Origin of the sequence: Mycobacterium paraseoulense, assembly GCF_010731655.1 — a bacterium.
Lineage (GTDB): Bacteria > Actinomycetota > Actinomycetes > Mycobacteriales > Mycobacteriaceae > Mycobacterium > Mycobacterium paraseoulense.
Window position 1 is genome coordinate 5,764,141 of the sequence record NZ_AP022619.1, and the last position, 19,560, is coordinate 5,783,700.

19 protein-coding genes and 1 pseudogene are annotated in these 19,560 nt (G+C 69.1%); 12 read left to right on the forward strand and 8 right to left on the reverse strand.

Going from position 1 to position 19,560, the window contains the following annotated elements; translation table 11 throughout:
- Both leuD and G6N51_RS27045 read left to right on the forward strand, forming a co-directional pair.
- Nucleotides 1-597, forward strand: coding sequence for a 3-isopropylmalate dehydratase small subunit (gene leuD / locus G6N51_RS27040; protein ID WP_083174049.1), 597 nt, complete (start codon nucleotides 1-3; stop codon nucleotides 595-597).
- A 212-nt stretch (nucleotides 598-809) separates the two neighbouring features.
- The gene (locus G6N51_RS27045) at nucleotides 810-1,451 is read left to right on the forward strand and encodes an HU family DNA-binding protein (RefSeq protein WP_083174048.1); all 642 of its coding nucleotides are present in this window, start codon (nucleotides 810-812) and stop codon (nucleotides 1,449-1,451) included.
- A gap of 70 nt (nucleotides 1,452-1,521) precedes the next feature.
- Here the strand turns inward: G6N51_RS27045 and mutT1 are convergent, their stop codons facing one another.
- The 3 genes from mutT1 to cofC form a co-directional block, all read right to left on the reverse strand.
- Nucleotides 1,522-2,463, reverse strand: a complete 942-nt coding sequence (mutT1, locus tag G6N51_RS27050; protein ID WP_083174047.1) for an 8-oxo-(d)GTP phosphatase MutT1 — start codon at nucleotides 2,461-2,463, stop codon at nucleotides 1,522-1,524.
- 86 nt (nucleotides 2,464-2,549) lie between these two features.
- Complete coding sequence (locus G6N51_RS27055) at nucleotides 2,550-4,739, reverse strand: RNA degradosome polyphosphate kinase (RefSeq protein WP_083174046.1); 2,190 nt, start codon at nucleotides 4,737-4,739, stop codon at nucleotides 2,550-2,552.
- Nucleotides 4,740-4,828: 89 nt separating this feature from the next.
- Nucleotides 4,829-5,482, reverse strand: coding sequence for a 2-phospho-L-lactate guanylyltransferase (gene cofC / locus G6N51_RS27060; RefSeq protein ID WP_083174045.1), 654 nt, complete (start codon nucleotides 5,480-5,482; stop codon nucleotides 4,829-4,831).
- A 114-nt stretch (nucleotides 5,483-5,596) separates the two neighbouring features.
- On the opposite strand from cofC, the gene G6N51_RS27065 reads away from it, so the two are divergent.
- Both G6N51_RS27065 and G6N51_RS27070 read left to right on the forward strand, forming a co-directional pair.
- Nucleotides 5,597-6,616, forward strand: a complete 1,020-nt coding sequence (locus G6N51_RS27065) for an NAD(P)H-dependent glycerol-3-phosphate dehydrogenase (RefSeq protein ID WP_083174044.1) — start codon at nucleotides 5,597-5,599, stop codon at nucleotides 6,614-6,616.
- 79 nt (nucleotides 6,617-6,695) lie between these two features.
- A complete protein-coding gene (locus tag G6N51_RS27070) occupies nucleotides 6,696-7,808 on the forward strand; it encodes a D-alanine--D-alanine ligase family protein (protein WP_083174043.1) in 1,113 nt (370 codons plus the stop codon).
- Here G6N51_RS27070 and G6N51_RS27075 read toward each other — a convergent pair.
- Nucleotides 7,805-8,323, reverse strand: a complete 519-nt coding sequence (locus tag G6N51_RS27075) for a DUF3515 domain-containing protein (protein ID WP_083174070.1) — start codon at nucleotides 8,321-8,323, stop codon at nucleotides 7,805-7,807. The two genes, G6N51_RS27070 and G6N51_RS27075, sit on opposite strands and share 4 nt — an antisense overlap.
- A 193-nt stretch (nucleotides 8,324-8,516) precedes the next feature.
- Between G6N51_RS27075 and G6N51_RS27080 the strand changes: the two genes are divergently transcribed.
- From G6N51_RS27080 to G6N51_RS29325, 5 genes and pseudogenes are all read left to right on the forward strand, one after another.
- Nucleotides 8,517-9,479, forward strand: coding sequence for a thiamine-phosphate kinase (locus tag G6N51_RS27080; RefSeq protein WP_083174042.1), 963 nt, complete (start codon nucleotides 8,517-8,519; stop codon nucleotides 9,477-9,479).
- A 27-nt stretch (nucleotides 9,480-9,506) separates the two neighbouring features.
- Nucleotides 9,507-10,190, forward strand: coding sequence for a uracil-DNA glycosylase (locus tag G6N51_RS27085; RefSeq protein WP_083174041.1), 684 nt, complete (start codon nucleotides 9,507-9,509; stop codon nucleotides 10,188-10,190).
- Between the two features lie 5 nt (nucleotides 10,191-10,195).
- Entirely contained in the window at nucleotides 10,196-11,122 is a 927-nt protein-coding gene (locus G6N51_RS27090; RefSeq protein ID WP_083174069.1) for an NADP-dependent oxidoreductase, read from the forward strand.
- A 109-nt stretch (nucleotides 11,123-11,231) separates the two neighbouring features.
- Nucleotides 11,232-12,590: an HNH endonuclease signature motif containing protein gene (locus G6N51_RS27095; RefSeq protein ID WP_083174040.1), complete on the forward strand. Its 1,359-nt coding sequence runs from the start codon at nucleotides 11,232-11,234 to the stop codon at nucleotides 12,588-12,590.
- An 83-nt stretch (nucleotides 12,591-12,673) separates the two neighbouring features.
- A pseudogene (locus G6N51_RS29325) lies at nucleotides 12,674-12,832 on the forward strand (nitroreductase family protein); the annotation flags it as partial.
- A 180-nt stretch (nucleotides 12,833-13,012) separates the two neighbouring features.
- Here G6N51_RS29325 and G6N51_RS27105 read toward each other — a convergent pair.
- Genes G6N51_RS27105 through G6N51_RS27115 form a run of 3 tightly spaced genes read right to left on the reverse strand, consistent with a single transcriptional unit; the run spans nucleotide 13,013 to nucleotide 15,580 of the window.
- Nucleotides 13,013-13,843, reverse strand: coding sequence for an oxidoreductase (locus tag G6N51_RS27105; RefSeq protein ID WP_083174039.1), 831 nt, complete (start codon nucleotides 13,841-13,843; stop codon nucleotides 13,013-13,015).
- Between the two features lies 1 nt (nucleotide 13,844).
- A complete protein-coding gene (locus tag G6N51_RS27110; RefSeq protein ID WP_083174038.1) occupies nucleotides 13,845-15,089 on the reverse strand; it encodes a DUF1214 domain-containing protein in 1,245 nt (414 codons plus the stop codon).
- A 47-nt stretch (nucleotides 15,090-15,136) separates the two neighbouring features.
- Nucleotides 15,137-15,580, reverse strand: coding sequence for a nuclear transport factor 2 family protein (locus tag G6N51_RS27115; protein ID WP_083174037.1), 444 nt, complete (start codon nucleotides 15,578-15,580; stop codon nucleotides 15,137-15,139).
- Nucleotides 15,581-15,670: 90 nt separating this feature from the next.
- Between G6N51_RS27115 and G6N51_RS27120 the strand changes: the two genes are divergently transcribed.
- Together G6N51_RS27120 and G6N51_RS27125 are read left to right on the forward strand one after the other, a co-directional pair.
- On the forward strand, nucleotides 15,671-16,561 hold the full coding sequence (locus G6N51_RS27120; RefSeq protein WP_083174068.1) for an SDR family NAD(P)-dependent oxidoreductase: 891 nt from the start codon (nucleotides 15,671-15,673) through the stop codon (nucleotides 16,559-16,561).
- 2 nt (nucleotides 16,562-16,563) lie between these two features.
- Nucleotides 16,564-17,385 carry a mycofactocin-coupled SDR family oxidoreductase gene (locus G6N51_RS27125; RefSeq protein ID WP_083174036.1) on the forward strand — a complete coding sequence of 274 codons (822 nt, stop codon included), beginning with the start codon at nucleotides 16,564-16,566 and terminating at the stop codon, nucleotides 17,383-17,385.
- 18 nt (nucleotides 17,386-17,403) lie between these two features.
- Here the strand turns inward: G6N51_RS27125 and rpmB are convergent, their stop codons facing one another.
- Nucleotides 17,404-17,598 (reverse strand): 50S ribosomal protein L28, encoded by a 195-nt coding sequence (gene rpmB / locus G6N51_RS27130; protein ID WP_083174035.1) that lies wholly within the window; start codon nucleotides 17,596-17,598, stop codon nucleotides 17,404-17,406.
- Nucleotides 17,599-17,868: 270 nt separating this feature from the next.
- Here rpmB and G6N51_RS27135 point away from each other — a divergent pair, with 270 nt between their 5' ends.
- Nucleotides 17,869-19,560, forward strand: a complete 1,692-nt coding sequence (locus G6N51_RS27135; RefSeq protein WP_083174034.1) for a DAK2 domain-containing protein — start codon at nucleotides 17,869-17,871, stop codon at nucleotides 19,558-19,560.

Consider the following 19,560-nt stretch of genomic DNA (forward strand, 5'->3'; position numbering starts at 1 on the left):
ATGGAAGCATTTCACACGCACACCGGTATCGGCGTGCCGTTGCGGCGGTCCAATGTCGACACCGACCAGATCATTCCGGCGGTGTATTTGAAGCGGGTCACCCGCACCGGTTTCGAGGACGGGTTGTTCGCCAGCTGGCGCTCGGATCCCTCATTCATCCTCAACCTCAGTCCCTTTGACCGGGGGTCGGTTCTGGTCGCCGGGCCCGATTTCGGCACCGGCTCGTCGCGCGAGCACGCCGTGTGGGCACTCATGGACTACGGGTTCCGGGTGGTCATCTCATCTCGATTCGGTGACATCTTCCGGGGCAACGCCGGCAAGGCGGGGCTCCTGGCGGCCGAAGTCTCCCAAGACGGCGTGGAACTGCTTTGGAAGCTCATCGAGCAGAGTCCGGGACTGGAAATCACTGCCAATCTTCAAGATCGAAATATCACCGCGGGAACGGCGGTGTTGCCGTTCAAGATTGACGACCACACGGCCTGGCGGCTCCTCGAAGGGCTCGACGATATAGCCCTTACGCTGCGGAAACTCGACAAAATCGAATCATACGAGGCCGCCTATCCGCAGTGGAAACCGCGCACTCTGCCCGCCTCCTGAACGGTCGGGAAGGCCGGAATTTCTTCTCGCTCACCTAACTAAACCGGGCCCATTTCCAGGTGGCGCCACCGGTCAAGGGCGGCAACCGGATTGCGAAACCGCCGAATGTCCGACCCTGAAATTGCGCGTGGCTCTTGGAAATTTGCTGGGTGAGGGTTTACCGTGTCCACTAGTCGGTTCAAATCGAGGACCACTAGCGTCGGAGGGATTGGATGAATAAGGCAGAGCTCATTGATGTGCTCACACAGAAATTGAACACCGACCGACGGCAGGCGACCGCCGCCGTCGAGAACGTCGTCGACACCATTGTGCGTGCGGTGCACAAGGGCGACAGCGTCACCATCACCGGGTTCGGTGTGTTCGAGCAACGGCGCCGCGCGGCTCGGGTGGCCCGCAACCCGCGTACCGGCGAGACGGTGAAGGTGAAGCCGACCTCCGTCCCGGCGTTCCGTCCCGGTGCTCAATTCAAAGCGGTTGTGTCTGGCGCACAGCGTCTCCCGTCGGAAGGACCTGCAGTGAAGCGTGGTGTAGTGGCAACCGGCGCGGCCAAGAAGACCGCCGCCAAGAAGGCTCCCGCCAAGAAGGCCGCGGCGAAGAAGGCCCCCGCCAAGAAGGCGGCTCCGGCCAAGAAGGCGGCGACCAAGGCTCCGGTGAAGAAGGTCGCGGCGAAGAAGGCTCCCGCCAAGAAGGCGGCGACCAAGGCTCCGGCGAAGAAGGCCGTGACCAAGGCCCCCGCCAAGAAGGTCGCGGCGAAGAAGGCCGCTACCAAGGCTCCCGCCAAGAAGGCCGCGGCAAAGAGGCCGGCCAGCAAGGCTCCCGCCAAGAAGGCCACCGCGCGTCGCGGTCGCCGTTAACGGCAGCAGTCGCGCTCTCGACGCGAAAACCCTTCGGGTCGCAGCGATGCACCCGAAGGGTATTCGCGTGTTATGCCCGCACGTTGGCGGCCAGCGGGCCGCCGATGTGGTCGGCCGCCACCAGTCGGCCGCCCGACAGTGACAGCACCCAGGCGCTGCCCTTGTGGTTGCGCGACTTGTCGGGACGCACCCCGTCGCGTTCGCACCACCAGGCGATCAGGTCCGGGATCACCTTGCCCTGTGTGCAAATGACCGGTGTCCCTTGCTGCTCGGCGATGGCCAGCATCCGGTGCCGGGCGCGTTTCGGGCTCTTGGCGTAGGCCTCCTCGGTGAGGGCCGGCTCATTGTGTATGGCCACGCCCAATTCGGCGGCCAGCGGTTCGACCGTCTGGTGGCAGCGCAGTCGGTCGGCCGCGTACACGTCGGTGGCGCCGAAGGCCAGCAGCTGCGGAACCAGCGCCTCGGCTTGCGCACGGCCTCGCTTGTCCAGCGGCCGCTGGGTGTCGTCGCCTTTGAAGCGGGATTTCCGGCCCGCGGTGCCGTGCCGGACCACCAACACGGTATGCGTGTCAGCGGGATGTTTCATGAAGTGGCGCAACATTTTTCGGTCATGCGAATAGGTGAGCTTCTTCAGCGCGTCCGGCACCGGCAGCCACACCAATTCGTCGACCTCGTTGCCGGGGGTGAAGTCCCCGCAAGTGCTGCGGGCCGCCCAGTAGTAGACCTTCTTGACGCCTGCCTCGATCGGGTAGCTCACCATGTCGAGCCGCCTGCCCAGGAGGGAGTGGTGACCCGTCTCCTCGCAGACTTCCCGCACCGCGGCGACGGGCGCCGTCTCGCCCGGGTCCACTTTTCCCTTCGGCAGTGACCAGTCGTCATAGCGGGGACGGTGGATCACCGCTATCTCGAGGCCGGGGTTGGACGAATCGGTCGGTCGCCACAGGACCGCACCGGCGGCATACACGATACGGCTTCCCGGACGCCGAGCGGTGGACGAGCTCTTGGTCGGCAAGTCAACTCCTGCAGGTCAATTCGGTCTGGCCGCGCGCACGGTTTCGGTGCGGCCGGGAAGACAACCGTAAATCACCACGCAGGGGGCTACGGATTGCGGTGCCGCTCCATCAACGACACCTGGTGATCGCGCACGCTGTGGCCGTCCTGCGGCGAGGCGATCCACTGCCCGTCGGGTCCCAGTTCCCAGCATCGGGTGGACGGATCCAGCGCGGACTCGAACAAGTCGTCCAGGTATGAGGTCAGCCTCGGATCCTTCACCTGAACCAGCGCCTCGACGCGACGATCGAGGTTGCGGTGCATCATGTCCGCGCTGCCGATCCAGAATTCGTTGATGCGATTGAAATGCATGATGCGGGAATGTTCCAGGAAGCGGCCGAGGATGGAACGGACCGCGATGTTCTCCGAGAACCCTTCCGCGCCGGGGCGCAGCGCACAGATCCCGCGCACCACCACCTCCACCCGCACATCCGCCCGGGACGCGCGATACAGCGCGTCGATGACCTGTTCGTCGACGAGGGCGTTCATCTTGAGGCGGATCCGGCCGCCGCCGTGTTCGCGGTGCGCGGCGATCTCGCGCTCGACGCGTTCGATGATGCCGGTGCGAATTGAGTGCGGGGCGACCAGCAGGTTGCGGTAGGAGACCTTGCGCGAGTAGCCGGTCAGCGAATTGAACAGGTCGGTCAGGTCGGCCCCGATCTCGGGAGAGGCCGTCAGCAGGCCGACGTCCTCGTACAGTCGTGCCGTCTTCCCGTTGTAGTTCCCGGTCCCGATGTGGCAGTAGCGCCGGATCGTAGAACCCTCCCGGCGGACCACCAGGAGGGTCTTGCAGTGGGTCTTGAGTCCGACGTACCCGTACACCACATGCACGCCCGCCTGCTCCAGCGCGCGCGCCCAGCGAATGTTGGCCTGCTCGTCGAAGCGCGCCTTGATCTCCACCATTGCCACCACCTGTTTGCCGGCTTCGGCGGCGTTGATGAGCGCCCGAACGATCGGCGAGTCACCGGAGGTGCGGTACAGCGTCTGCTTGATCGCCAGCACGTTGGGATCGGCGGCGGCCTGCTCGATGAATCGCTGCACGCTGGTGGAGAACGACTCATACGGATGATGAAGCAGCACATCGCCTTCGCGCAGCGTCGAGAAGATGCTCCTGGGCGTCTCGCGGTCGACGAACGCGGGACTGGTCGCCGGGACGAACGCCGGGTCTTTGAGCGCCGGCCGGTCGACGCTGTAGACCTGCCACAATGACGACAGATCGAGCAGGCCGGGCACCTGGATGACATCGCCCGGGTTCACATCGAGTTCGCGCAGCAGCAATTCCAGCATGCTCTCGGTCATGTCGTTGGCGACCTCGAGGCGCACCGGCGACCCGAACCGCCTGCGCGCCAATTCCCGTTCCAGCGCTTGCAGAAGGTCTTCGTCGCGGTCCTCTTCGACCTCGTAGTCCGCGTTGCGGGTGATGCGGAACGCGTGGTGCTGAACGATCTCCATGCCCGGGAAGAGGACCGGCAGGAAGGCCGCGATCAGCTCTTCCATTGGCAGGTAGCGGATTATGGGATGCCCTTCGGCATCGTCCGCGGCGTCGCGCGCCGCCAGTTCGACGAACCGATCCACGTTGTTGGGCACCTTCACCCGCGCGAAGTGCTGGCCGCCGTCCTCGGGCTGGCGCACCATGACCGCGAGATTCAGGCTCAACCCACTGACGAAGGGGAAGGGGTGAGCGGGATCGACGGCGAGCGGGGTCAGAACGGGAAAGACTTGTTCGTGGAAATAGGTCGACAGTTCGTCGCGCTCACTCTGATCCAAATCGGCCCACGTGACTATATGTATTCCTTCCTCGGCGAGTGCCGGGCGCACCGAATCGAGGAACACCCGCGCGTGCCGGGTTGCGATTCGCTGCGTCTGCTCCCCGATGAGGGCCAGTTGCTCGCGCGGCGTCAGGCCGTCGGCGGAGCGGACCGAGAGCCCCATCTCGTCACGGCGCTTGAGGCCCGCGACCCGCACCATGTAGAACTCGTCGAGGTTCGAGGCGAAGATTGCCAGAAACTTGGCTCGCTCCAACAGGGGTAAAGAGTTGTCGGCGGCCAGCGCCAGCACGCGGGCGTTGAAGTCCAGCCAGCTCAGTTCCCGGTTGAGGTAGCGGTCCTCCGGCAGGTCGGTGAGTGCGGACGGCGTCGCGGCGGGCGGCGCAGTCACGGCGGAGTCGCCGTGCCACAAGTTCTCGTCGGGGCGCGCCTCAGCTTCGATTTCAGTCACCCTGCGATCATCGCTCATCACGCGCCGATGCTGCTAGCGCTCGACGGACATCCATTCGCCGTTGGGGCGACGTTCACCCCGACGACAGCTATGCCGTTTCGCGGTCGGGGTCACTGTTGGGCGAGGGCCCGGGCGGTTGCCGTGCCCACCCCGAGCCGGCGGGCGGCGGCGAGGTCGTCGGGAGTGTCGACGTCACAGCGCAGGCCCGGCCACGCGCCGGTCAACTCGATCGCCCCCGAACGTCGGTGGCGCGCCGACGAATCGGCTCCGAACTGCGGATCCAGCGCGGCGCCGAAGGCGAAGAGGGCGGCGGTTCCCGTCGCCAGCCGGTCGGCGACGAAGCTGCGCCGGTGCTGGCGCGCCGCGGCGATCGCCTCGGCCAGCTCCTGCGTCTGCAGCGCGGGCAAATCCCCTTGCAGCACCACAACATTCGGGTAAGAATCGGCGACCGCCCGCTCCGCCGCGGCGATGGCGTTGTTGAGCGGGTCACCGTGCCCGTCGGGCGTCGGGTCGGACAGCACATCCGCCCCCAGCTGGGTTGCCGCGGCCGCCGCGGCCTCGTCGGGCGTGATCACCGTGATCGAGCCGAGTGAACCAACGCGTCCCGCGGCGGTCAGCGTGTCGATCAACATGGCCAGCACCACGTTCTCCCGGGTGCGCGCCGAGAACACCGGGGCCAGCCTGGTCTTCGCCGCCGCCAACCGTTTCACGGCGATGATCAGGGCGATGTCTTTCCCCGTGCCGTCGGCTCGTGTGCCGCTCATGACATCTCATCCTGCCAGCGACCGCTGAACGACCGACGCGCTAGCTCGCGCGACGCCCGCTGATCTAGGGTGTAGCGGCTGCAACACGCTGGAGACGACAGATGGGGGTGGTCGATGGCCGGTTCCAAGGGTGCCGTCGCCGTCATGGGTGCCGGGGCGTGGGGCACCGCACTGGCCAAGGTGCTCGTCGAGGCCGGCGGAGCGGACGCGGACGTCACGCTGTGGGCCCGCCGATCCGACGTCGCCGACCGGATCAATGCCACCCGGTCCAACGCGGACTACCTGCCCGGCGCGGTGCTGCCGGCGGGCATCCGCGCGACCACCGACGCGGCGGAGGCGCTCGGCGAAGCCTCGACGGTGCTGTTGGCCGTGCCCGCACAGACGATGCGCGCCAACCTCGAGGGCTGGGCGCCGTTGATGCGCGAGGACGCCACCCTGGTCAGCCTGGCCAAGGGCATCGAGCTGGGCACCCTGATGCGGATGAGTCAGGTCATCGTTTCCGTGACCGGTGTCGACCCGGCTCAGGTCGCGGTGGTCTCGGGCCCCAACCTGGCCAGCGAGATCGCCGAATGCCAGCCCGCCGCCACCGTCGTCGCGTGCAGCGACTCCGGCCGGGCCGTCGCGCTGCAGCGCATGCTGAATACCGGGTATTTCCGCCCCTACACCAATAGCGATGTCGTCGGCACCGAGGTCGGCGGGGCGTGCAAGAACGTCATCGCGCTGGCATGCGGCATGGCGGCCGGCGTCGGGCTCGGCGAAAACACCGCGGCGGCAATCATCACCCGCGGTCTGGCGGAGATCATGCGGCTGGGCATTGCGCTGGGCGCCAAGGGCGCCACCCTGGCCGGGCTGGCCGGTGTGGGTGACCTGGTCGCGACGTGCACGTCGCCGTATTCGCGCAATCGGTCGTTCGGCGAGCGACTGGGTCGCGGCGGGACGATGGAATCGGCGATGCAGGCCCGGGACGGTCACGTCGTCGAGGGTGTGACGTCGTGCGAGTCGGTGCTGGCGCTCGCTTCCAGTTACGACGTCGAGATGCCGCTCACCGACGCCGTGCACCGCGTCTGCCACAGGGGACTGTTGGTGGACGAGGCGATGGCCCTGCTGCTGGGCCGCAGGACCAAGCCCGAATGACGCCGCGCGGCCGGCAAAACCCCAGCTCGCGGCCCGCCGCCCGACCCCGGCGCCGCGCAACCGGTAGCCTCTTTAGGTTGTGAGTGCCAGCGGAAGCCGCGTGCGCGTCGCCGTCGTCTTCGGCGGGCGCAGCAACGAGCACGCCATCTCGTGCGTGTCCGCCGGCAGCATCCTGCGCAACCTCGACCCCCAGCGGTTCGAGGTCGTCGCGATCGGCATCACCCCGGAGGGGTCGTGGGTGCTGACCGACGGTGACCCGGCCGCGCTCGCCATCAGCGATCGGCAGCTGCCCGAGGTGACCGCGCAGTCGGGCACCGAACTGGCCCTGCCGGCGGATCCGCGCCGCGGCGGCCAACTGGTCTCGCTGTCGCCCGGGGCCGGCGAAGTGCTGGGCTCCGTCGACGTGGTGTTCCCCGTGCTGCACGGCCCGTACGGGGAAGACGGCACGATCCAGGGGCTGCTGGAGCTGGCCGGGGTGCCCTACGTCGGGGCCGGCGTGCTGGCGAGCGCGGCCGGCATGGACAAGGAATTCACCAAGAAGCTGTTCGTCGCCGAGGGGTTGCCGGTCGGCGCGTACGCGGTGCTGCGCCCGTCGCGGTCGGCCCTGGAACCCGACGAGCGCGAGCGGCTGGGTCTGCCGGTGTTCGTCAAGCCCGCCCGGGGTGGATCGTCGATCGGCGTCACCCGGGTGTCGAGCTGGGAGGACCTGCCCGCGGCCGTCGCGCTTGCGCGCCGGCACGACCCGAAAGTGATCGTCGAGGCGGCGATCACCGGCCGCGAGGTCGAGTGCGGGGTGCTCGAGATGCCCGACGGGACAATCGAAGCCAGCACGTTGGGCGAGATCCGGGTGGCCGGCGTGCGGGGACGCGAGGACTCGTTCTACGACTTCGCCACCAAGTACCTGGACGACGCAGCGGAATTGGACGTGCCGGCCAAGGTGGACGACGACATCGCCGACGCCATCCGGCATCTGGCGATCCGGGCGTTCAAAGCCGTTGACTGCCAGGGCCTGGCCCGGGTCGATTTCTTCCTGACCGACGACGGGCCGGTGCTCAACGAAATCAACACGATGCCCGGGTTCACCACGATCTCGATGTACCCGAGGATGTGGGCGGCCAGCGGTGTGGACTATCCGACCCTGCTGGCGACCATGGTCGAAACGGCGTTGGCCCGTGGGGTGGGCTTGCGCTAACCGGGCGGTCCCGGATTGATGGGCACCGCAGCGATGGTGCGGTCGATCACGTCGGAGAGTTGCTGGATCGGCGTGGGGCCCGATCCGGACGGCAGGGTGAGCGCCACGTAAACCGGCCGGTCGACGGTGTACCAGGTGGACCTGCCCGCGTCGCCGGCGGACTGCTGTTCGGGGCGCACGGCGAACCACTGCACCCGGTCGACGACCTGAATCGGAGAGCCCACCACGAACTCCGCCGGGCGGTCGAGCCCGCACCGCAGCACCACGGGCTCGCTGTCCGGCCCGGCCCGCCAGGCGGCGGCGCCCCGGGGCGCCGGTTGCGCGATGGGCACGCGTTGATAGTCGCCGAGCCGCTGCGGCAGCGCCCCGGCCAGCGCCCGGCACGCGGGGCTGTCGGCCTGTGCCGCCGGGGCGGCGGGAACGGCCACGGGTTGCGGCGGCGCCTCGCGGTTCGCCGCGATCACCAGGATCACCCCGATCGCCACGACGGCCACCGCGACCGCGGCGACGATCATCGCGAGGGGCGGCCCCGGGTCACCGCCGGGGCCGGTATCGGGGTCGGTCGTCACCGCCCGCGCACCTCCTATCTCTGGCACGACATCACGGGCCTTTACACTGGCGCGGGCCGCTCACGCGGGCAGTGGTCCAACTTACCGCAGGTCGGCGGCCGGATAGAGGCCCGCACAAGGACGCGCCGGAGGAGGTGGCGTGCGCGACGACGCATCACATCCCACCCTGCAGCAGCTGGGGGAGTTCGCCGTCATCGATCGCCTGGTGCGCGGCCGCCGCCAGCCGGCCGCGGTGGTGGTCGGCCCGGGCGACGACGCGGCCGTGGTGCATGCCGGGGATCGGCGGGTGGCGGTGTCGACCGACATGCTCGTGCAGGATCGGCATTTCCGCCTGGACTGGTCGACGCCGCACGATGTCGGCCGCAAGGCCATCGCCCAGAACGCCGCGGACATCGAAGCGATGGGAGGGCGGCCCACGGCCTTCGTGGTGGCGTTCGGCGCGCCCGGGGACACGCCTGCGGCCGACGTCGACGCACTGGTCGGCGGAATGTGGGACGAGGCGCAGCGCATCGGCGCAGGCATCGCCGGAGGCGATCTCGTCAGCTGCCCGCAGTGGGTGGTCTCCGTCACCGTGCTCGGCGACCTGGACGGCCGCGCCCCGGTGCTGCGGTCCGGGGCGAAGGCGGGGTCGGTGATCGCGGTCGCCGGTGACCTGGGCCGCTCGGCCGCGGGCCTGGCGTTGTTCGACAAGGGGATTGAGGGCTTCGACGCACTGCGCCGCCGGCATCTGATCCCGCACCCGCCCTACGGGCAGGGCGTGGCGGCGGCGGCCGGGGGAGCGCAGGCGATGATCGACGTGTCCGACGGTCTCGTTGCCGACCTCCGGCACGTCGCCGAGGCTTCCGCTGTGGCAATGGATCTGTCGACCGCGGCGCTCGCCGCGGACCACGCCGCCCTGGCCGCCGCGGCCGCCGCCGCGGGCGCCGACCCCTGGGCGTGGGTGCTGGGCGGCGGGGAAGACCATGCCCTGGTGGCCTGCTTCGCCGGGCCCGCCCCGGCCGGGTGGCGAATCATCGGGCGCGTTCTCGAGGGCGAGCCCAAAGTGCTCGTCGACGGGCAAGAGTGGGCAGGCTACGCGGGCTGGCAATCCTATGAGGGCTAGGGTGATCGCTGCCATGGAGGGAGCCCGATGACGGCGCGGCCGTTGACTGAACTCGTCGAGCAGGGCTGGGCGGCCGCGCTGGAGCCGGTGGCCGATCGGGTTGCCGACATGGGCCAGTTCCTGCGGGCCGAGATCGCGGCCGGGCGCAAGTACCTCCCGGCGGGCCCCAACGTGTTGCGGGCGTTCACGTTTCCGTTCGACGACGTCCGGGTGCTGATCGTCGGACAAGACCCCTATCCGACGCCGGGACACGCCGTGGGCCTGAGCTTTTCGGTGGCCCCCGATGTGCGTCCCCTGCCCCGCAGCCTGGCCAACATCTTCGACGAATACGCCGCCGACCTAGGCCATCCGCAGCCCTCGTGCGGCGACCTGACGCCATGGGCCGAGCGCGGGGTGATGTTGCTGAACAGGGTGCTCACCGTGCGCCCGAGTAATCCGGCGTCGCACCGGGGCAAGGGCTGGGAGGCGGTGACCGAGTGCGCGATCCGTGCGCTGGCCGCGCGCTCGCAGCCGATGGTGGCGATCTTGTGGGGGCGCGACGCGTCCACGCTGAAACCCATTCTGGCCGAGGGTAATTGCGTGGCAATCGAGTCGCCGCACCCGTCGCCGCTGTCGGCTTCCCGGGGATTCTTCGGGTCGCGTCCGTTCAGCCGCGCCAACGAACTCTTGACGGGCATGGGCGCCGACCCGATCGATTGGCGGCTGCCATGAACGGCATGACGGCGTTACGGGCGCACCGCCGCGGCGGCCCGGAGCAACTTGTCGTCGAGCGGGCGCCCGTGCCCGTCCCGGCGGCGGGCGAAGTTCTGGTGGCCGTGCACGCCGCCGCCATCACATTCGACGAGTTGACGTGGGAGGAGACCTGGACCCGAGACGGTGTCAGCCGGACGCCGGTGATTCCGTCGCACGAGGTCTCGGGCGTCGTCCACGAGACCGCCCCCGGTGTGGCCGATTTCGCACCCGGCGACCAGGTGTGCGGGCTGATCCCGTTCGACCGCGACGGCGCGGCGGCCGAATTCGTCTGCGTTCCCGCGTCGGACCTGGCCCCCAAGCCGTCGACGGTGTCGCACGCCGTCGCCGCCGCGCTGCCGCTGGCCGGCCTGACCGCGTGGCAAGCCCTGGTCGACCACGCGGGCGTGCGGGCCGGCGAGAGCGTGCTGGTGCACGGGGGCGCGGGCGGCGTGGGCGCCTTGACGGTCCAGCTGGCCGCGATGCTGGGCGCGCGCGTCACCGCGACCGTGCGCAGCGACGCCGGTGACCTGGTTCGCGGTTACGGCGCCGCCCGGGTGATCGATGTCCGCACCGAGGGATTCGACGACGCGGTCTACGACGTCGTGATCGACACCGTGGGGGGCGAGACGCTGGACCGCTCGTTTCCGGCTCTCCGCCGCGGTGGGCGACTGGTCACCCTGTCGGCCCCACCGCCGGCCGGCAGAGCCGACGAATACGGCGTCACGGCAATCTTTTTCATCGTCACGCCGAACTCCGAACAGCTGACCGAGCTCGCCGCGCTGGTCGACCGCGGACGGTTGCGCGTCGAGATCGCCGGGACGTTTCCGCTCGAGAAAGGCCGCGAGGCGTTCGAAAGCCGTGGACTGCCGGGCCGTCGCCCCGGCAAGACGGTCATCGTGGTTCGGGATTAGGGCGGCCCTGTTTGCAGCCTTGCGGTTGCTCTGTAATCCCTTGTGTCACTTTCGCTTCAACCGCCACAACGCGAGCTTTTTTGTCGGTGGGTGTCCCTAGGTTTGAGGCATGGGAGCCAATAGCCGTGAGGAGATCGTCGAAGTTTTCGACACGTTCGACCACGACGTGGACCGCCTGTGCGCGTTGTCCTTTGACGCGTTCACCACCCCCGAGCGGCTGCGCGCCCTCGAGCGCCTGGAACGCGCTTACCGCCGGCTGCGCACCCCGCAGCACGCGTTGATCAACCAGCTCGGCGCGCAGGCCAGCCCCGAAGAGCTGGGCGGCTCGCTGCGGGTGGGGCTGGCCGACCGGTTGCACATCACCAAGGGCGAGGCCGCCCGGCGCATCGCCGAAGCCGCCGACCTAGGCGAGCGCCGGGGGTTGACCGGCCAGCCGTTAGCGCCCCAATTGAGCGCGACCGCGGCCGGCCAACGCCACGGGCTCATCGGCGACGGGCACATCAAGGTGATCCGTACCTTCTTCGCCCGTCTGCCCGTCGAGGTCGACGCGGTGACCCGCGAGTCCGCCGAAGCCGACCTGGCCGCCAAAGCCACCGGGTATCGGCCCGACGAATTGGCCAGATACGCCCACCGGGTCATGGATTGGCTGCACCCCGACGGGGATTTCAGCGACGCCGAACGGGCCCGCAAGCGTGGGATCACGCTCGGCGCTCAGGAATTCGACGGCATGTCGCGCCTCGGCGGGCTGGTGACCCCGGAGTTGCGGGCCGCGATCGAGGCCATGCTGGCCAAGCTGGCCGCGCCCGGCGCGTGCAACCCCGACGACGAAACCCCGGTGGTCGACGCGACACCTGATGAGGAAGCGGTGCGCCGCGACACCCGCAGCCCAGCTCAACGCAATCACGACGCCTTCCTGGCCGGACTTCGGGGTTTGCTTGCCTCCGGCGACCTGGGCCAGCACCACGGACTGCCCGTGTCGATCGTGGTCACCACCACGTTGCGGGACTTGGAATCCGCCGCCGGTAAGGCCCTAACGGCCGGCGGCACGCTGGTGCCCATGTCGGATGTGATCCGCTGGGCGGGCCACGCGCATCACTACCTGGCGATCTTCGACAAGGGCAGATCGCTAGCGCTGCACCACACCAAACGGTTCGCTTCCCCGGGGCAGCGAATCATGTTGTACGCCAAGGACCGTGGCTGCACTCGGCCGGGATGTGATGCGCCGGCCTACCACAGCGAAGTCCACCACGTGCGCGGCTGGACAACCACCCGCCGCACCGACATCGACGACCTCACGTTGGCCTGCGGCCCCGACAACCGGCTCGCAGAGAAAGGCTGGACCACGCGAACCAACGCCCACGGCGAAACCGAATGGATCCCACCACCACACCTCGACCACGGCGGACCTCGGACCAATAGCTACCACCATCCCGAAAGATTCCTCCGCGATGGTGACGAACCCGGTTGACGCCAGGACTCGCTGTGATGAAGGCGACCCGCTTCGCACGGCTGCGCGGCGCTCGCGATTTCAGGCCTTGAGAACATGAGCCCATGCACGACCTCGAAGACACCGTCCGGCAGCGGCATTCGACGCGGCTGTTCCTGCCCGACCCGGTACCGCGCCACCTCGTGGAGGAATCGCTGGAGCCGGCCATTCGCGCGCCGTCGAACTCCAACGTGCAGCCATGGCACATGGTGTTCGTCTCCGGTCCGGCACGGGACCGGTTGGTCGCCGCAATGCCGAAAAAGGCCCGCTCGGAACCGCCCAACGTGCCGCAGCTGCCCGCCGCGTTCGCTCACTTCCGCAGCGACACCGGCGCGCAGGTGTACGGCTCGATGGGCATCGCCCCGCCACGACACCGAGGCCCGTCGCATCGCCGTGCTGCGCAGTCACGAACCGTCGAAATTGACGTCCTTGGTGACGGACTTCCACTCCTCGATCGACGACGACATCCCGGCGATCTTGTCGCGCATCGCCTTCAGCACGTCACGGCCCAGCAGCAGCCTAAGCGGCGGCTCGTCGAGCGTGGTCACCATCAGGACGGCCTCGGCAACCTTCTTCGGATCGCCGGGAAGATGCTCGGCGAACTGCTTGATCAGGTCCTTGCGCGCAGCCACGTCGACATAGTCGGCAATCGGCGTGCCCGACTCCTTCATCGACCGCGTCGCCCAGTCGGTGCGGAAGGCGCCCGGCTCGATGGCGGTCACCTTGATGCCCAGTGGCCGCACCTCGGTGGCCAGCGCCTCGGTGATCGCTTCGAGTGCGAACTTCGTCGACGAGTAATACGCGTTGGGCGGGTTGGCGACCAGCCCGGTCATCGACGACATGTTGATGATGTGCCCGGATCCGCGGGCACGCATCGCCGGCAGTACCGCCTTGATCATGTCGACCGCGCCGAAGTAGTTGACGTCGAACAGCTTTCGAACCTCGGCGTCCTCGCCCTCTTCCACCGCCGATAAGTAGCCGTGACCGGCGTTGTTGACCAGCACGTCGATCCCGTCGAATGCGTCGTCGGCCGCCGACACCGCGGCCGCAATCTGACCGGCGTCCGTCACGTCGAGCGCGACGGCCACGGCGCGATCCCCGAACTCGTCGGCCAAATCCTGCACCGCCTCCGCCCGCCGCGCGGTCACCATCACGCTGTGTCCGGCTTCCAGTGCGGCGCGGGCGATTTCGCGGCCGAAGCCGGTGGAACATCCGGTGATCAGCCAGCGCGCCATCTCAGGCCGTTCCTTCCGGCAGGCGCCGCAGGTACGCCGCACGCCGGTCGGCGAGTTGGGCGGCCCGCTGCTGCGGGCTCACCCGCGGCAGGTGCGGCACCTCGGCATCCAGCCGGTCCAGCTTGACGACCCGCCCCCGCGCGCCGAGGTCTTCGCGCGGACCCGCCTCGCCGAATTCCGCCATGCGCAGCGTGAGGATGGCCTCGCGCAGCCCGTCGGAGTCGATCCAGTTGGCCACGCCGGGGTCGGCCGGCGAGATCACGTAGGTGTAGGTGCCGTCGTCGTTGGCAACCGACTGCGCCTTGTTGAGGCTGCCGGTGCGGTCGACGATGTCCAGCGTAGTGCCCCAGATGTTGCTCAGCGGCACGGTGAAGTACTCGGCCCCACCATCGTTGAGGTCGACCACGAACGCCTCGTCCGGAGCGAGATCGAAGCGGCCCATGACGTAGACCTGGTTGCGCATCGCGCCGGCCTTGTCGGCCGACCAGGCCAGGTTGAAATGGTTGGCCGGCATCTTGTACACGCCGTGGCTGAGCTTGCCGGTGAAGTCGGCGAAGTACGCCATCATCGCGGCGGTGGCCTCGGCCTGCTCGTCGAGCGTGCGCGCCGGCGCCACCGGTGCACCGCCGAGTCGCCGCACCTCAAGGTGATTCGGGTCGTCGCGGCCCCAGTCCAGCAGCACGTCGCGGATGTAGAACTCGTGCGCCGCCGGGGAGGTCTGCACGTGGTTGGGCCGGTTACCGGCGGGGTCGGCGTCCACGGTGACGGTGAAGCTGCCGTCGGAGTCGACCCGCATGGTGCGGCCGTTGAGCACGTCGACGGTGCCCATGTGGGCGTCCCACAGGGTGAAGTAGTTCTCGGTCATGCGGTGCTCGCCCACCCGGCCGAGGATCTCGTAGCGCTCGTCGCCGGAGATCGGGATCACCCGGTACACGCTGTCGGGATTGTCGATGCCCCACCGTGATCCGGGGATGCGCCGGCCGTCGACGGGATGCGCCAGCCGGGTGATGCAGCCGACCTTGGGCCGCAGCTTGTCCTGGTTGGACGACCACACCGCCGCCGAGAACATCACCTCGGCGAACGCGTCGTCGAACCGCTCCCGCATCGCCTCCGACGCCTTGGCCCGGCCCAGCCAGGTCTCGGCCACGGTCTGATAGGCGGCCTTGACGACGGGGTGCTCGATCAGGTCGAGGGCTGCCAGTTCCTGTTCGTGCTGGGATTTCGTCGCGACGGGGTCGTCGGGCATCCGTTGTTCCTCCGATACATCGTCAAACCGCTTGGCGTACAACGTGATCAGAACTTCAAATGCCGGCTGACGTCGCCGACCTGGTCGACGAACATGGTGCGGCTGTCGAACCGCCACACGCCGTCCACCCGATGAAACGTGTCCTTGTAGTGACCGGTCACGATCACCTGCAGCGGGAGGTCGGGGGTGGCCTGGGTGACGCAGTAGTAGGACGTGCTGCGGGCGGTCCCGTCGGCCTCGTCGATGTGCAGCTGGACGTTGGTGGTGTTGTGCTTGGTCTTCGGGGTCCCGTCCTCGTAGATGCGCGTGGCCATCTCGTACATCTCGCGCACCCGGGCGGCCCCGGCGAACACCGTCTCCGGCGGCCCGTTCTCCACTCCGCAGATGCGGCCGTGTTCGAAGAGCCGGGCCACGCCGTCCAGGTCGCCGCGATCGAGAAGCTCGGCGTAGGTGTAGATCAGGTTGGTGATTTCTCGCGCGCTGTCACTCATGTGGAACCACCCGTGAAAACCTCCGCTTCCGCGAGCAATGGTGGCAGAGCCGGTCCAATTACATAGAACCGACCATTACTCTTGATCGCCGTGACCCTACCTTGGACGCCGGACCGGCTCGGCAACCTGACCGGCAAACGAATCGTCGTGACCGGAGCGACCAACGGCGTCGGGCTGGGCACCGCCCGCGCCCTGGCGAAAGCCGGCGCGCACGTGATCCTGGCGGTGCGCAACACCGAGCTGGGCGAGCAGCGCGCCGCCGAGATGGGCGGCTCGACCACGGTGGCCAGGGTCGACCTCGCCGACCAGTCCTCGGTGCGCGCCTTCGCCAGTTCGATCGACGACGACGTCGACATCCTGATCAACAACGCCGGCGCCCTGACCGAGCGCCGCACCGAAACGGTCGACGGGTTCGAGAAGACGCTGGGCACCAATCTGCTCGGCCCGTTCGCCCTGACCAACCTGCTCCTGCCCAGGGTGCGCTCGCAGATCATCAACGTCGGCTCCGACGCGCACCGGTCGGCGACGCTGCACCTGGACGACCTGCACCTGCGCCGGCACAAGTGGACCCGGCTGGGCGCCTACGCGCAGTCGAAGCTCGCGGTCATGCTATGGGGGTTGGAGCTGGACCGCAGGCTGCGCGCGGCCGGATCGCCGGTGGTCACCCAGCTCACCCACCCGGGCTGGGTGGCGTCGAATTTGTCGCAGCTCGGCGATTCGCCGCTGATGTCGCTGGCCCACAAGGCGGTCAAGGTGGTGGCCGACCGGCTGGCCAACGACATCGACGAGGGCGCGGCGCCCACGCTGTACTGCATTAGCGAGCCGTTGCCGCCGGGCAGCTACGTCGGGGTCACCGGCAGGTTCGGCCTGCGCGGCGGGCCGGTGCTGATCGGCCGGTCGCCGCTCGCGTGCGATTACGACGCGGCCGCGCGCCTGGTGGCCTTCGCCGAGCAGGAGACCGGCACGAAGCTGGAGGTGTAGCCATGGGTGAACTGGACAACAAGGTCGCCGTCATCACCGGTGCGGCGCGCGGCCAGGGCCGCAGTCACGCGGTGGCCTTCGCCGAACAGGGCGCCGACATCATCGCGCTGGACATCTGCACCGATATCGACGCGATTCCCTACCCGCTGGGCACCAAAGCCGATCTCGACGAGACCGCGCGGCTGGTCGAAGCCGCGGGCCGCGGGGTGGCGCCCGTCGTCGCCGACGTCCGCGACCTGCCGCAACTGGAGGCCGCGGTGCAAAGCGGGATCGACGCACTTGGCGAGGTGGACATCGTCGTCGCCAACGCCGGGGTGGTGGCGATCGGTGACCCCGAAGCCCATTCGGAACCGGTGTTCAACACGATCGTCGACACCAACCTCAAGGGGGTGTGGCACACGTTGTTGGCGACGGTGCCCTCGATCATCCGCAAGGGTCAGGGCGGGTCGGTCGTGCTGGTCAGCTCGTCGCAGGGGCTGACCGGCCGGGGCGGCGACGGCAGTGCGGCGATGTTCGCCTACGCCGCGTCCAAGCACGGGGTGGTGGGGTTGATGCGGTCGGCGGCCAATGCCTACGCGCCACACAAGATTCGGGTCAACTCGGTGCATCCGAGCGGCGTCATGACACCGATGATCCTCAACGACTTCGTCGTCAACCGGATGCTGGAGAACCCGAACCCCGCCGTCTCACAGATGCTGCTGCCCGACGTGCCGCTGGTCGAGGCGCAAGACGTGACCGAAGCGGTGCTGTGGCTGGTCGGTCCCCGCGCCCGCTACGTGACGGGCGTGTCGATACCCGTCGACGCCGGGCACATCGTGATGTAGCCCGTGATGGAGCCGGGACTAACCCCGGGCGACCTTGCCGGCCTTGATGCAGGACGTGCAGGCGTTGACGCGCTGCTTGTTGCCGCCCGGGCGGGCGACAACGTGCACGGTCTGGACGTTAGGGTCCCACCGGCGGCTGGTGCGGCGGTGGGAGTGCGACACCGACTTGCCGAAGCCGGGGCCCTTCCCGCAGATGTCGCACACAGCGGCCATGGTTCAAGCTCCTCAAATCTCGGGGGTCCGGCTCGGCGGTCTGACACGTGGCCGGGACAGCCCAGGTTGGCCCGGGCCCAACCAGGATACCGACTGTCGCGGCAACCACCAAAACGCTCAGGCGCCGCTGTCGTCGCACCTGGCTAGGCTCAATGTGCCGGGTCGCCTGGCCGCGGGTGGTGGTCACGGGCGGCCGCCGCCCGGGTCGCCGAGCTACGCTGGCGCCCACCGGGGGCGGGGTACTGGGAGGCACCGAGGAGGTGGGTAACACTGGGACCGTCGGAGCGTCCGCTGGACGCGGTCACCTTGCGGGACTGGGCGCACACCGCGGTCAGTGACCTCATCACCCACATCGACGAGATCAACCGGCTCAACGTCTTCCCGGTTGCCGATTCCGATACCGGCGCCAACATGCTGTTCACCATGCGCTCGGCGCTGGCCGAGGCCAACGTCGGCGTCAATTCCGAGGGCGGTCCGGCGTGCGTCGCCAAGGCCGCCGCGGCGCTGTCGGCCGGCGCCCTGAACGGCGCCCGCGGCAATTCCGGGGTGATCCTGTCCCAGATCCTGCGCGGCATCGCCGACGTCACCGCCGCCGCGGCGGCCGATTCCGGCGGTGAGCTGCCCGACATCGACGCCGCCACCCTCGGGGCGTCGTTGCGGCGCGGCGTGGACCTGGTCATCACGTCGATGGGCGGGCGGGAGATCCCCGGGACCATCGTCTCGGTGCTGCGCGCCGCGGCCGACGCCGTCGGGGAGTGCGCCCAGGCCGGGGAAGGGCTCGCCTCGGCGATCGTCGCCGCTGGCGAAGCCGCGGTGGTGGCGCTGGAGAAGACGCCCGAGCAGCTCGACGTGCTCGGCGACGCCGGTGCCGTGGATGCCGGAGGGCGGGGCCTGCTGGTCCTGCTGGACGCCCTGCGCACCACGATCACCGGTCAGTCACCCGCCCGCACGGTGTACGAGCTGTCGCCGCGGGCGCCGCAACCGCAAGGCGCCGCCGAACGTCCCGCACCGCAGTTCGAGGTGATGTACCGGCTCGATGGCTGCGATCCGGCCGCGGCGGACGCGCTGCGCGACCGGCTCGGGGAGCTGGGCGACTCCGTGGGGATCGCGGCCGCGCGGTCGTCGGCGGAGCGCACCTACTCGGTACACGTGCACACCGATGACGCCGGCGCCGCGGTCGAGGCGGGGCTGGCGGCCGGGCGGCCGAGCCGCATCGTGATTTCGGTGTTGAGCTCGGGCGCCACCGGGCTGCCGGCCGGCGGCTGGACGCGGGAACGCGCGGTGCTGGCCGTGGTCGACGGCGACGGCGCCGCGGAGCTGTTCGGCGGGGAAGGCGCCTGCGTGTTGCGGCGCGATTCGGCTCCCGGCGACCCGCTCACCAACATCAGCGCCCATCAGCTGATGCGGGCGGTGGTCGACACCGGTGCCGCGCAGGTCATGGTGCTGCCCAACGGCTACGTGCCGGCAGAGGAGCTGGTGGCCGGGTGCACCGCGGCCATCGGCTGGGGCATCGACGTCGTTCCGATTCCGACGGGATCGATGGTGCAGGGGCTGGCCGCGCTGGCCGTGCATGAAAACGGCCGGCAGGCGGTGGACGACGGCTACACCATGGCCCGGGCCGCCGGCGCCGCCCGGCACGGGTCGGTGCGCATCGCAACCGAGAGCGCGTTGACCTGGGCGGGCCGCTGCCAGCCGGGCGACGGGCTGGGCATCGCGGGGGACGAGGTGCTGATCGTGGCCCCCGACGCGACCGCGGCGGCTATCGGTCTGCTCGATCTGCTGCTGGCCTCCGGTGGCGACCTGGTGACGGTGCTGGTGGGCGCCGGCGTCGAAACGGACGACGAGGCCGCGGCCTTGGGCGACACGCTGGCAGAACACATGCACGATCACCACCCCGGAACGGAGCTGGTCACGTACCGCACCGGCCATCGCGGTGACGCGTTGTTGATCGGGGTCGAGTAG